The organism is Pseudoalteromonas sp. 2CM28B, assembly GCF_023161935.1.
On the sequence record NZ_JALNTH010000001.1, the window covers coordinates 285,590 to 298,957 of the forward strand.

Genomic DNA, 13,368 nt, shown 5'->3' on the forward strand with positions numbered 1-13,368 from the left:
TACTTATTAAAGCGGTTTATTAAAAGTTTCATACGCTTTTACCTGTCTCATTTTACGTATATGGGTTAAAATACCTACATAACCAACTAACAAGATAGTGAATGTCAAACCAAGATCCAAATCTCAGCCGAGAACAAGAAAAGTACGAAAACCCAGTCCCTAGTCGTGAGTTTATACTTACTCACCTTCAAGAGCGTTCAAAACCTGCTAACTTCACGCAACTTTGTGATGAATTAGCTGTAAACGATACCGAACGCCAAATTGCATTTAAGCGCCGCCTTCGTGCCATGGAGCGCGATGGCCAATTGTATTTTAATAAGTTTAAATGTTACGCCCTAATTGACGAAGCCGGTTTAACCAAAGGCAAAGTAATTGGCCACAGAGACGGTTTTGGCTTTTTAGAAGTTGAAGGCGAGAGCAAAGATTGGTTTATAGCCAAGCATCAAATGAACATGGTGCTGCACGGCGACATCGTACTTGCTAAAGGCACAAAACGTGGCTCAGGCTCAAAATGTGATGCCCGCATAATTAAAGTACTTACCAACGAGCGCGCACCTATTGTAGGGCGTTATTTTGTTGAGCATGGTATTGCAGTTGTTGTAGCAGAAGACCCACGTATTACCCAAGATATTATTATTCTGCCAGGCAGTGAAAACGGCGCGCGTCATAACCAAATGGTGCAAGTGCAAATCACTCAAAATCCTAGCCGCAACATGAACGCGGTAGGTAAAATTATTGACGTACTGGGCGAGCATTTAGCGCCAGGTATGGAAATAGAAGTGGCACTGCGCAATCACGATATTCCTCATGTTTGGCCAGAAGAAGTGGAAGAACAAGTAGCTCATTTAGGTGAGTTTGTTGATGAAGCCGACAAACAAGGCCGTGTAGATTTACGCGACCTGCCACTGGTCACAATAGATGGTGAAGACGCCCGCGACTTTGATGATGCCGTATATTGTGAGCGTAAAAAATCTGGCGGCTGGCGCTTATGGGTAGCCATTGCCGATGTATCGCATTATGTAGGTATGAACACGCCGCTAAATAAAGAAGCGATTGCTCGCGGTAACTCAGTGTATTTTCCTGAGCAAGTAATTCCAATGCTGCCAAAAGTGTTGTCGAACGGTTTGTGTTCGCTTAACCCTAAAGTAGACCGCCTTTGTATGGTGGCCGAAATGACGGTATCAGACGCAGGTAAGCTTTCGGGTTATAAGTTTTACGAAGCGGTGATGAACTCGCATGCGCGTTTAACCTACACCAAAGTCAATGCCATTTTACAAGGCGATGAAAAACTACGCGAAGAATACGCACCCGTAGTGCCACATTTAACTGACTTACAGCAAATGTATATGGCGCTTAAGTCGGCGCGCCAAACCCGTGGTGCTATTGAATTTGAAACGCTCGAAACGCGTTTTGTATTTAACGCACACCGTAAAATAGAGTCAATTGTGCCGGTTGTTCGCAACGACGCGCACAAACTGATTGAAGAATGTATGATTTTAGCCAACGTATCGGCGGCTAAATTATTAGAAAAACACGAAGCCAGCGCGCTTTACCGTGTGCACGATGAGCCAGATCAAGAAAAACTAGGTAACTTTACTCAGTTTTTAAGTGAGCTTGGCATTCAAAGCACATTAAGCGATGAGCCTACACCGAAAGAAATTACCCAAGTGTTAGCCCGGTTAGGCGACCGCCCAGAGGCCGAGCTTATTCAAACCATGCTACTTCGTTCAATGAAGCAAGCGGTTTATCAGCCAGATAACATAGGCCACTTTGGCTTAGCGCTGCCTGCGTACGCACACTTTACCTCACCAATTCGCCGTTACCCTGATTTAGTGGTACACCGTGCAATTAAAGCGGTAATAAAAGCACAAGGTCAGCAAACATCGGGCGCATACGCTTACACCGATGATGAAGTAGACCAACTAGGCGAGCAGTGTTCAACCACCGAGCGCCGCGCAGACGACGCAACGCGTGAAGTTGCCGACTGGCTTAAATGTGAGTTTATGCAAGACCACGTGGGTGATGAGTTTAACGGGGTTATTTCATCCGTTACTAACTTTGGTTTATTTATACGCCTAGACGACTTACAAATTGATGGGCTGATCCATGTTACTAATTTAGGTGATGAATACTTCCATCATGATGGTGCAAAACACACCCTAATTGGCGAGCATACACATACCGTTTACCGCCTTGGCGATAAAGTAACGGTACAAGTTGCTTCGGTAAGTTTAGATGAGCGCCGTATAAATTTAACGCTCAGTGGTGATGTAGCTCAAGATAGATACGCGCGTCGCCGTGGCTCAGCTAAAGGAGCAGGGCGCGGTAAATCAAGCCATGCACCAGCAAGTGTAAGATCGCAGCTTAAAGCGGGTAAAATCCCTGGAAAAAACACATCAGGCGATGAAAAACCCAAAGCTGGTAAAAAACCAGCCAGTAAAAGCAAAGGCAAACCAGCGGGTAAGTCTGGCGCAAAGCCAGCCGGTAAAAAAGCCGCTGAAACCACCGCTAAGAAAAAACCGAAAAAAAAGGCAGTTAAAAAGCCTAAAAGACCAGGCAAAAATGCCCGTAAACGTAATAGCCCAGGAGCAAACAATACGTGAGTAATGAATTAATTTTTGGCTTTCACTCTGTTGAAGCAATTTTAGCAAAAGAGCCAGAGCGTTTTTTAGAAATTTATGCCCTTAAAGGTCGTGATGATAAGCGCTTAACCCCGATTATTAATGAAGCACGTAAATTTGGTATTTCTGTACAATTTATGCAGCGAAAAGCGCTAGATAACAAAGCAAACGATGAGCAGCACCAAGGCATTATTGCCAATGTAAAAGCTGCGCGTGTTTACAACGAAAAAGATTTAGATGAGATCATTGCTCGCGAAGATACGCCGTTTTTACTAGTACTAGATGGCATAACCGATCCGCACAATTTAGGTGCCTGCCTACGTAGCGCAGATGCAGCAGGTGTACACGCTATAATTGTACCTAAAGATAAGTCGGCCAAGCTTAACGGCACAGCACGTAAAGTAGCCTGTGGCGCAGCCGAAACCGTACCGCTTATTCAGGTAACAAACCTGGCGCGTACGCTTCGCGAAATTAAAGACGCAGGCGTATGGGTTGTGGGCACCGCTGGTGAAACAGACACCCACGTGTTTGATGCAAACCTTACTGGGCCAATGGCAATAGTAATGGGAGCAGAGGGCGAGGGCATGCGCCGTTTAACGCGTGAGCATTGCGACGTGTTAGTTAAAATTCCGATGGCAGGCAGTGTTTCTAGCTTAAATGTATCGGTAGCCACCGGTATTTGTTTATTTGAAGTGCTACGCCAACGTAACGTAAATAACTAATATCCATTTGCTTAATTAATATTTTTATTATTAGGCAGCTAAGCCTGTCGATAGACAAAATTCGTTATTTAATCGTTTAAATAAGGGGTTTAGTTAGCGCCAAATTTAGCTTACAAAACGCCGAGGTTAGTTTAACCTCGGCGTTTTTTATGTAGCGTAGTTGGTAATTTTACAGGTTAAGCAAATCGCCAACGCGCACTAATAGCCTAAACGTAATGCGATAAACTCAGCGAGTTTGTCTACTGCGTGCTCCGACTCCCCACCGCTTTTTATTAAGCTAATGCCTATGCTACCAAGAGCTGGTAAATATTTACTTTGCGCCTGAAAATTAAGATCGCTTGGCACCGTACTTTTAGCCAGTACAGTAATACCTAAGCCTTCTTTTATGGCGGCTATTAATCCGGTTAAATCGGCATTGCTGTAAACAATTCGGTATTTTATATTGGCACTTTTAAGTGCATCTGTAGCGCGGCGCCTATAAATACAGCCCTCGGGCGCGGTGACTAAGGTTACTACCTCATTTTTTGCCTGTGCTAAATCGCCCACCCATACTAGCTCGTCTTGCATAAAAATAGGGAATTTGTCTGAATTAAGGCGCTCGTTAAGCGCTAAAACAAGATCAAATTGATCTTGTCTTGAGGCCGACAGCAAATGTTTACTTAAACGCGATTTAACTTCCAGCGATACCTCAGGATAAAGCGAGACAAAATCACCAATAATAGAAGGCAAAATACGTGCTGCAAATTCGCTAGGAATACCCAAGCGCACTTTACCGGTTATGCTTTCTGAGGTGAACTGCTGCAAAATAGCATCGTTATACTGCATCATTTGTTTTGCCATAGGCAAAAGTAGCTCACCGTACTGATTAAGCACCTGGCGCTGGCCCTGCTTTTTAAATAATTTATAACCGAGTAAATCTTCAAGGCGTTTAATTTGCAAGCTTACCGCAGGTTGCGATAACCCCAGTAGGTCGCCGGCTTTTGCAAATCCACCTACCTCAACAACCATTACAAAGGTACGCAAACTGTCGGTTGATATGTTTTTCATATTTAAAATTACAATTTATATAGCTACATATATAAGTATTATTTATCAATTGATAAATAATTACAATTTGTTGTTGTCACAGTGGCGCAATATACTTTTGGTATCAAAAATACACAGGTGTTTGTTATGACTTTTAACCCAATAATGTTTGCCCGCCACAGCAATGCTGCAAGTGCAGTTACCAATGCCGTGCAAGCAAATAACAACCTCGTTGTAATGGATTTTAGTGGCAGTGAAACCAGTGTATTTTTAAGCACTATTTTAGGGTTAGATCTCACAAAGCTTACAGCCAGCGGCTTAGGCCTAAAAGGCACGCTTGATGGCGATTTAAATTCTGATTACAGCTTTGCTGTTTATTACTTTAGCGAAACCGCATTTAGATTTGTATTACCGCACAGCGCAAGCTTGCAATTACAAGCACTGATAAACGAGCAGCAACTTCGTTTTGATATTGATTATGTACTACGTAGCGACCTTGCAACCCTTGCGCTGTGTGGAGCAAACGCATTTGATACCTTAATTAGCGCGTTTAAATTAACGCCAGGGCTGCGTTTATCAAACCCGCAACTATGTTATGGCGCGCAAAGCGGCGATGTATTTATTACCGCAATAGACAAAAATGACGAACAACATTTTGTATTAGTCGCTAAACAACAAGAACTACAAAAATGGCAAAGCTATATGCAAGCACAAGGTTTTGCACTTATGCATGGCGAAGCTGCCTAAACACAAATAACTAACAGGTAAACAAACATGTGCTTATCTGTTTTTAGACCTAATTTAAGCCACGCCCGCACAGGGTTAATTTAAAACGTGAAGGAATGTTATGACTTCTAAAACTGTACTACATGCTAAGCACCTTGAAGCAGGCGCAAAAATGGTTGATTTTCATGGCTGGGAAATGCCAATCAACTACGGCTCACAAATAGAAGAACACAATGCCGTGCGCACCGATGCAGGTATGTTTGACGTATCACACATGACTATTGTTGATATTGAAGGCGAGCAAGCTAAAGCATTTTTACAAAAGCTAGTAGCAAACGACGTAGCTAAATTAACAGTTCCTGGTAAAGCGCTTTACACTGGCATGCTTAACGAGCAAGGCGGCGTAATCGACGATTTAATTATTTACTACTTTAGCGAAACCTTTTACCGCCTAGTTGTTAACTCAGCAACACGCGAAAAAGATTTAGCACATTTAGCAACTGTTTCAGCTGATTTTACAGTAACCGTAACTGAGCGTCCTGAGTTTGCAATGATTGCAGTGCAAGGCCCTAACGCTAAAGCAAAAACAGCCACACTGTTAAATGCTGAGCAACAAGCCGCTGTTGAAGGTATGAAGCCGTTTTTTGGTGTTCAAGTAGGTGATTTATTTATTGCCACAACGGGTTATACTGGCGAAGACGGTTACGAAATTGTAGTACCGAACGAACAAGCTGCCGATTTATGGCAACAACTGCTAGATGCAGGTGTAGCGCCAGCTGGTTTAGGTGCACGCGACACACTACGTTTAGAAGCAGGTATGAACCTTTACGGCCTAGATATGGACGAAAGCGTATCGCCACTTGCAGCTAACATGGCATGGACCATTGCATGGGAACCAGAAGATCGTGACTTTATTGGTCGTGACGTACTTGTTAAGCAACGCGCCGAAAAAAGCACTCAAAAGCTGGTAGGTTTAGTGCTTGAAGAAAAAGGCGTATTGCGTAGCGGCTCAAAAGTAATTGTTGATGGTGGTGAAGGGGTAATTACCTCAGGTACTTTCTCACCAACGCTTGGTTTTAGTGTAGCCCTTGCACGTGTACCGCGTTTAATAGGGGATACAGCCCAAGTAGAAATGCGCAAAAAATTAGTTAACGTTAAAGTAGTAAAGCCTAGCTTTGTACGTAACGGCAAATCAATAATTTAAAAATTTGGTTATACCAATCACAATAATTATTGTGATTGGTATCCTCCCAATATAAACCAAAGGAACAAAATAATGAGCAATATCCCTAGCGATTTAAAATATGCCTCTTCACACGAGTGGGTTCGTAACGACGGTGACGGTACATTTACTGTTGGTATTTCTGAGCATGCGCAAGAGCTTCTTGGCGACATGGTATTTGTTGAATTACCAGAAGTTGGCGACGAAGTAGACGCTGGTGAAGACTGTGCAGTAGCAGAGTCGGTTAAAGCAGCATCAGATATTTACGCACCAATTGGTGGCGAAATTGTTGCTATTAACGAAGAACTAGAAGACGCACCAGAGACGGTTAACAACGACGCTTACGGCGACGGTTGGTTATTCCGTATTAAAGCATCTGACGAATCAGAGCTTGAAAACCTACTTAGCGCAGAAGATTACGCTAATACAATCGACGAAGAGTAATACTCTTAGTCTAAAGCCCCGAGTATTTATATAAATATCGGGGCTTTTATGATTTAACAGCCTACTCCATACACAGTAAGTTATTAAATCATCACATATTTTAATCATACTAATTACCCATTAGTATTTAGGATCATAGGAATCTAGACTCATGTCAAACGCCAAATCTCTTGAACAACTAGAGCAAAAGCAAGATTTTATTCGCCGCCATATTGGGCCTAGCCCAGCACAAGTAAGCGATATGCTAAGTGCTTTAGAAGTATCAAGTGTGCAAGAGCTGATCGACCAAACTGTACCTGCAAGCATTCGCTTAGAGCAACCATTAACAGTTGGCGAAAGCCGTACTGAAGTTGAAACATTAAGCTACTTAAAATCGGTAGCAAGCAAAAATAAAGTTTTCAAATCGTACATTGGCCAAGGCTACCACCCAACGCACGTACCGCACGTCATTTTACGTAACGTACTAGAAAACCCAGGTTGGTATACTGCGTACACGCCGTACCAGCCAGAAATTGCGCAAGGGCGTTTAGAGTCGTTATTAAATTTTCAAACTATGACCCTAGATTTAACAGGCCTTGATTTAGCAAGCGCCTCGTTACTTGACGAATCAACCGCTGCTGCAGAGGCAATGGGCCTTGCAAAACGCGTATCTAAAGCTAAAAAAGCCAATGCCTTTTTTATCGCCGACGACGTACACACACAAACTATTGACGTAGTAAGCACCCGTGCTGAGCAGTTTGGTTTTGAAATAATTGTAGGTAAAGCAGCCGATGCCGTTAACCACGACATTTTTGGTGCGCTTTTCCAATACCCATCTACATCGGGTGAAGTAGTAGATGTAACCGACCTAATTGCTGGCGTACAAAGCAAAAAGGCCATTGCCTGTGTTGCTGCCGACATTATGAGTTTATTACTATTAAAAGCACCAGGTAAACTAGGCGCAGACGTAGTACTTGGTTCGGCTCAGCGTTTTGGTGTACCTATGGGTTACGGCGGCCCACATGCTGCATTTTTTGCAACACGTGACGCTTACAAACGTTCATTACCAGGGCGTATTATTGGTGTATCTAAAGACCGTTTAGGTAACGACGCACTGCGTATGGCAATGCAAACGCGCGAACAACACATTCGCCGCGACAAAGCCAACTCAAACATTTGTACAGCGCAGGTACTACTTGCCAACATGGCAGCGTTTTACGCGGTTTACCACGGCCCACAAGGCTTAAAAACTATCGCGCAGCGTATACATCGCTTTGCTGATATTTTAGCTGCTGGCCTAAAAGCTAAAGGTATCGCACTTAAACACAGCACCTGGTTTGATACGCTAACAGTAGTAAGCGACAGTAAAGATACCGTAATAGCGCGTGCACTTGCCAAAGGCGTTAACTTTGCCACAAACCACGATGGCGAATACTCAATTTCAGTATCAGAAACCACAACACGTGAAGACGTAGCACAGTTATTTGATATTGTTCTAGGTGAAGGCCACGGCCTAAGTGTAGATAGCATCGCAGCCGATATTGAAGCAAACGGTAGCGACTCTATTCCAGCGAGTTTAGTACGCGATGACGAAGTATTAACGCATCCAAACTTTAACAGCTACCACAGCGAAACAGACATGCTTCGCTACATTAAGCGCCTTGAAAACAAAGATTTAGCGCTTAACCACTCAATGATCTCGTTAGGTTCATGTACCATGAAACTAAATGCGACCGCTGAGATGATCCCAATTACATGGCCTGAATTTGCAAACCTTCACCCATTCTGCCCGCTAGACCAAGCAGAAGGTTACCAAATAATGATTAACGAGCTGCACGACTGGCTAGTTAACATTACCGGTTACGATGCGGTTTCACTACAGCCAAATTCTGGCGCACAAGGTGAATACGCAGGCTTAATTGCGATTCGTAAATACCACGAGTCACGTGGCGATGCGCACCGTAACGTATGTTTAATCCCAAGCTCAGCGCACGGTACTAACCCTGCATCTGCGCAAATGGCAAGCATGAAAATTGTGGTAGTTAACTGCGACAAAAACGGTAACGTAGACATGGCAGATCTTAAAGCGAAAGCTGAAGAAGTGTCTGAAAACTTATCGTGTATTATGATCACATACCCATCTACACACGGTGTTTACGAAGAAACTATTCGCGAAATTTGTGACATTATTCATGAGCACGGCGGCCAAGTTTACATGGACGGCGCAAACATGAACGCACAAGTGGGCGTAACAAGCCCAGGCTTTATTGGCTCAGACGTATCGCACTTAAACTTACACAAAACGTTTTGTATTCCACACGGTGGCGGCGGCCCAGGTGTTGGCCCAATTGGTGTTAAATCGCACCTTGCGCCATTTATGCCAAACCACAGCGTAATTAACGTGCCGGGTACAAACGTTAATAACGGTGCAGTATCGGCAGCGCCTTACGGCTCAGCGGCTATTTTACCTATTTCATGGGCTTACATTACCATGATGGGCTCAGAGGGCTTAAAACAAGCCACCGAAATGGCCATCGTGAACGCTAATTACTTAACGCATGAGCTAAGCCAGCACTTCCCAATTTTATACCGTGGCCGCAACAACCGCGTTGCTCACGAATGTATTGTTGACTTACGCCCATTAAAAGAAGCGTCAGGCATTACTGAAATGGATGTAGCTAAGCGCCTACAAGATTACGGCTTCCATTCACCCACTATGTCGTTCCCAGTAGCGGGCACGTTAATGATTGAGCCAACTGAGTCTGAGTCAAAAGGCGAGATAGACCGCTTTATAGAAGCAATGGTGTCAATTAAAGGCGAAATCGACAAAGTAATCTCTGGGGAATGGTCAATCGAAAACAACCCACTTGTGTTTGCACCGCATACACAAGCTGACGTGCTTGGTAACGAATGGGACCGCGCGTACGACCGTTTTTACGCTGCATTCCCAGTGCCTTCGGTAGCTAAAGACAAGTTCTGGCCAACCGTTACACGTATTGATGACGTATACGGCGACCGTAACTTAGTATGTTCATGCCCAGCGGTTGAGACTTATCGCGACTAAGAACCGCGACTAATTTTTGAACTTTAATGGGGAGTAAGTTCCACTGTAGAGTGGAATTTATCAAAATTATAAAAGCCGTTGCAGCAATGCAATGGCTTTTTTGTGTATGGTGATTCGCCATAAATTATATGAACGTAGGTTGGGTAGAGTGAAACGAAACCCAACGAAACACAAATATACTTACTCGCTCAAAAGCCAAGAGTATGTGTTATTTATTGTAGGCGTTTAGCTTGCTGACGCGCGGGCGACAGCCCGAATAAGTATTTGAATAGGTGTTTGAGGTTATTATCACCGATAATGTGAATGCGTTTCGTACTTTTAAAGATTAGAAACCTTATTCAAGGTTTTTTGCCAGGTTGCTGGCGGCAACCAAGGGGCGGCTACCGCCGACCGCCCCTTGGAACCCCACGGCGCCCCGAGCATCACGCTTAATCCTTCAAAACACAATTGATTTGAACGTAAACGGCGAAGATAGGCCATCCATGGCCTAGTTCCGCCTTATCGCGCATCCATGCGCGACATTACTCATCAATTGCTTATTTTCAGGGTGTGATGACGGGGAAGGGTGTTAAACGTGACGGTGGTGTTTAGTCTTAGCAAAATGCGAGTGGATGAGCTAGTGGATTTCATTGCTTGATTATGTTTTGTTTATTGACATATCAGGGTAATTGCTTTCTCTTTTATTCAAATCGATTATAGCTATTGAATCTAAAATATATGGGGTTATTATGTAATAAAATAGTTGCAAAGGATAATGGTATGAGCAGTAATAAAATGGAGATTCAACTTGAATCTATCATGCATAATACACCAGATGGAATTGAGATGGGGGTTATGGCAGATGGAACCCCATACCTAGGTGCTAGAGGGCTAGCTGCTTTATGTGGTACAGCTCCGAGTAATATAATTACATTGATAAAAGAGTGGGATGAGCAAAAGTATCGCCCTAGAGGTCAGATAATTAAAAAACTGATTGAAGAACAGGGCGGTAGATCTTCAGGTCTTTACACACCAATTAAAGTAAAAGGAAAAAGTTATCATGCTATTAACGAAATTAATTGCATGGCTATACTTGAATATTATGCCTTTGAATCTCAATCGCCATCAGAACAGGCGAAGCGGAATTATAGAAGTCTAGCCAGATTAACGTTACGAGCTTTTATTTATGAAAGAACTGGATATGACCCTGTAGAACAAGTTCCTAAATATTGGCAGATTTTTCATGAAAGAATAACACTTAATGAGGTGCCTTCGGGGTATTTTAGTGTATTCGAAGAGATAGCTAGCCTTTTGATTACGGGGATCCGAAAAGGAATGCCATTCGACCAAAATAGTATGCCTGATATAAGTGTAGGACAAGGCTGGGGTAAGGTTTGGAGAGAAAGTGAATTTGATATTGCCTATGGTAAAAGAGTAAAACATTTACACAAGTTTCCATCTGATTTTCCTCAAAAAGATCCTGAGGCATGGATTTATCCAGTAAAGGCTTTAGGTGAATTTAGGGAATGGTTCGATGATACGTATTTAAGGATGAAGTTTCCAAAATATTTAGCTACCAAAGCTAAAGCTGGCAACCTACCTAATTTAGATATAAAAAGCTTAGTTGAAGCCGTTCAACCAGTTAGGTTAGAAGGTAATAAATAAAAAACAAAGGTCTCTCCCATTAGAAAATTCCGGTCAAGCAGACAGCTGTGTTTACTTGATCTTTTTATTCAAAAACCAAGTGTTCTTATTATTTAAACTCAATTTAAATATGACTATGCACCTCGTAATAACGTCGATTGATGGGTGACCCTTTTATTTCTTTTACTTTGGTCTTTTGAGTTTACAAAACCTCACTAAATACGTCTATGTTATTTATAAAGCCTAAGACTATTTTGCTAATTAAATAGTTATTTAATGCTATCTCATTTAGGGTTAATATTAGGTACTACATAAAACAATAATAAAAGTAAGAAGCAACGTGCCCTTGCTTAAGAGGTATACATGGAAGATGCATTCATAGCCGTATTTGCAAATGCCGGCGTTATATTAATTTTAGCTTTAACATTAAAAGCATTTAATAAAGTCGATATAAATATAGCGTGGTCTTTAATCTCATTAGGCATTTTTACGTGTTACGTTTTTGCTTTATTTAGAGGCGCCGAGGTTATTCCTTTAGATATATTTTTTGCTGATTTGTCTTGGAATTGGTCTGGCAAGATAGCTGTAATTATCCTGTGGGGAGGTGTAATCCTAGCCTTAGCGAAATATAAACATGGCTTTCGTATTGCTGATGCTGGTTTTACTTTCAAACAAAGTGAAGGCTCTTTAAAACCTGCTTTTATTGTTTTGTGCTTGTTTGTAATTCTCCAAGCCATTGTTTCATGGTTCTGGAGTGGAGAGCCTCGCTATGATTTAGAAACATTACTTTATCAAGCAACCATGCCAGGGTTTGACGAAGAACCGATGTTTAGAGGGGTCTTACTATTTTGTATTTCCTTGGCAATAGTATCTAAGCGATACAGTTTGGTAAGCGCGCCGATAAATATAGGTGGATTACTTTTAGTTTTATTATTTGGCTTGGTGCACGGCGTTATGTTTAACGATGGCGAGTGGTATTTTTCGTTTACCTCTATTTTATTAACTGGAGGTTATGGCTTTATTTTACTGTGGCTAAGAGAGCGAACGGGAAGCTTGGTATTTCCAATTCTCGCCCATAATAGCGTTAACGTTGTTGGGCAATTAATTTAGGGTGAGGTTAAAACGTTTAGTTGCGCTAGATATTCCAAAATCAGCAAGGTCAGGTTTTTCTTTTTGCCTTTCGTGATTAAGGAAAAGTGCAAAACTGCCCCAGTAACCCCATTTAAAAAAAGGGCAATAATATTGCCCTTGTGTATGCGCTTAAACTTATTTTTATAACCCATAGCGCGACTACGTTTTGCTCTAGCCCTTCTTTAGTCATCAGGGCCTTTTAAAGTAAACACTAAATGTTTACGCATATCTTTTAAAATAACGCCTTTTTTAAGCATTGCGGCGCTTAAGCGCTTTTGCCATTTTAATAAATCAGGCTCTGCGGCTGCTAAAGCTTGTTCGTTTTCAAACTGAAAACAAAGCAGTAGTGAACTTGGAAATAAGTGATATTCCACATCAAACCAGCACTGCAACATACCAGGGATTTCTTCGCGCCCTTGTGCTTCTAGTTTATCGGCAACGTTAAGCACAAGTGCTTGTTGTTTTACTTGCACTGCAGAGAGTTTTTTCATTATTAAAATCCAAATTAGCGGCTAATACATACAGCCAGAATGCGGGCATTATACGCAAGCTTGTAGCTGTGCAACAACAGTAGGTTGGTTTGAGCAGCGCGAAACCCAACGCACAGCCAATGTAACAATCACAATAAATAAAAATGCTATTACTTGTAGGCGCTTAGCTTGCTAGCGCGTTGGGCGAAAGCGCGAACTATTTGGTTTAATATGAAGTGGCAGTTTGTTTTAGTCTTTTTAAGCAGGAAAACGTACCTAAATTACTATTATCCCCTCAAATAACGATTTCCACACCGAAAATAAAAACGACACTATTTTG

Annotated in this window: 10 protein-coding genes; 8 read left to right on the top strand and 2 right to left on the bottom strand. The window is 42.3% G+C overall.

Annotation, left to right across the window (positions count from 1 at the left end; genetic code table 11):
* Window positions 1-101 precede the first annotated feature (101 nt).
* Window positions 102-2,603 carry a ribonuclease R gene (gene rnr / locus MTN96_RS01330; RefSeq protein ID WP_029772011.1) on the top strand — a complete coding sequence of 834 codons (2,502 nt, stop codon included), beginning with the start codon at window positions 102-104 and terminating at the stop codon, window positions 2,601-2,603.
* Window positions 2,600-3,343, top strand: coding sequence for a 23S rRNA (guanosine(2251)-2'-O)-methyltransferase RlmB (gene rlmB / locus MTN96_RS01335; RefSeq protein ID WP_024033280.1), 744 nt, complete (start codon window positions 2,600-2,602; stop codon window positions 3,341-3,343). The genes rnr and rlmB overlap by 4 nt, the downstream gene beginning before the upstream one ends.
* A gap of 198 nt (window positions 3,344-3,541) precedes the next feature.
* Here rlmB and MTN96_RS01340 read toward each other — a convergent pair whose 3' ends face one another.
* Window positions 3,542-4,390: a LysR family transcriptional regulator gene (locus tag MTN96_RS01340; RefSeq protein ID WP_054982828.1), complete on the bottom strand. Its 849-nt coding sequence runs from the start codon at window positions 4,388-4,390 to the stop codon at window positions 3,542-3,544.
* 126 nt (window positions 4,391-4,516) lie between these two features.
* On the opposite strand from MTN96_RS01340, the gene MTN96_RS01345 reads away from it, so the two are divergent.
* The 6 genes from MTN96_RS01345 (at window position 4,517) to MTN96_RS01370 (ending at window position 12,537) form a co-directional block, all read left to right on the top strand.
* The gene (locus MTN96_RS01345; protein ID WP_248530545.1) at window positions 4,517-5,116 is read left to right on the top strand and encodes a hypothetical protein; all 600 of its coding nucleotides are present in this window, start codon (window positions 4,517-4,519) and stop codon (window positions 5,114-5,116) included.
* 100 nt (window positions 5,117-5,216) lie between these two features.
* A complete protein-coding gene (gcvT, locus tag MTN96_RS01350) occupies window positions 5,217-6,299 on the top strand; it encodes a glycine cleavage system aminomethyltransferase GcvT (RefSeq protein WP_248530546.1) in 1,083 nt (360 codons plus the stop codon).
* A gap of 72 nt (window positions 6,300-6,371) precedes the next feature.
* Window positions 6,372-6,761, top strand: coding sequence for a glycine cleavage system protein GcvH (gene gcvH, locus MTN96_RS01355; protein ID WP_248530547.1), 390 nt, complete (start codon window positions 6,372-6,374; stop codon window positions 6,759-6,761).
* 151 nt (window positions 6,762-6,912) lie between these two features.
* Window positions 6,913-9,804, top strand: coding sequence for an aminomethyl-transferring glycine dehydrogenase (gcvP, locus tag MTN96_RS01360; protein ID WP_248530548.1), 2,892 nt, complete (start codon window positions 6,913-6,915; stop codon window positions 9,802-9,804).
* Between the two features lie 759 nt (window positions 9,805-10,563).
* A complete protein-coding gene (locus MTN96_RS01365) occupies window positions 10,564-11,448 on the top strand; it encodes a hypothetical protein (RefSeq protein WP_055252754.1) in 885 nt (294 codons plus the stop codon).
* A 342-nt stretch (window positions 11,449-11,790) separates the two neighbouring features.
* Complete coding sequence (locus tag MTN96_RS01370) at window positions 11,791-12,537, top strand: type II CAAX prenyl endopeptidase Rce1 family protein (RefSeq protein WP_055252755.1); 747 nt, start codon at window positions 11,791-11,793, stop codon at window positions 12,535-12,537.
* A gap of 203 nt (window positions 12,538-12,740) precedes the next feature.
* Here the strand turns inward: MTN96_RS01370 and MTN96_RS01375 are convergent, their stop codons facing one another.
* Window positions 12,741-13,049 (bottom strand): hypothetical protein, encoded by a 309-nt coding sequence (locus MTN96_RS01375; RefSeq protein ID WP_004587588.1) that lies wholly within the window; start codon window positions 13,047-13,049, stop codon window positions 12,741-12,743.
* Window positions 13,050-13,368 lie beyond the last annotated feature (319 nt).

Coding starts and splice junctions, on each gene's coding strand:
- MTN96_RS01340 (WP_054982828.1), bottom strand. CDS start 4,390: ATGAAAAACATATCAACCGACAGTTTGCGTACCTTTGTAATGGTTGTT.
- MTN96_RS01345 (WP_248530545.1), top strand. CDS start 4,517: ATGACTTTTAACCCAATAATGTTTGCCCGCCACAGCAATGCTGCAAGT.
- MTN96_RS01370 (WP_055252755.1), top strand. CDS start 11,791: ATGGAAGATGCATTCATAGCCGTATTTGCAAATGCCGGCGTTATATTA.
- rnr (WP_029772011.1), top strand. CDS start 102: ATGTCAAACCAAGATCCAAATCTCAGCCGAGAACAAGAAAAGTACGAA.
- MTN96_RS01375 (WP_004587588.1), bottom strand. CDS start 13,049: ATGAAAAAACTCTCTGCAGTGCAAGTAAAACAACAAGCACTTGTGCTT.
- gcvP (WP_248530548.1), top strand. CDS start 6,913: ATGTCAAACGCCAAATCTCTTGAACAACTAGAGCAAAAGCAAGATTTT.
- MTN96_RS01365 (WP_055252754.1), top strand. CDS start 10,564: ATGAGCAGTAATAAAATGGAGATTCAACTTGAATCTATCATGCATAAT.
- gcvT (WP_248530546.1), top strand. CDS start 5,217: ATGACTTCTAAAACTGTACTACATGCTAAGCACCTTGAAGCAGGCGCA.
- gcvH (WP_248530547.1), top strand. CDS start 6,372: ATGAGCAATATCCCTAGCGATTTAAAATATGCCTCTTCACACGAGTGG.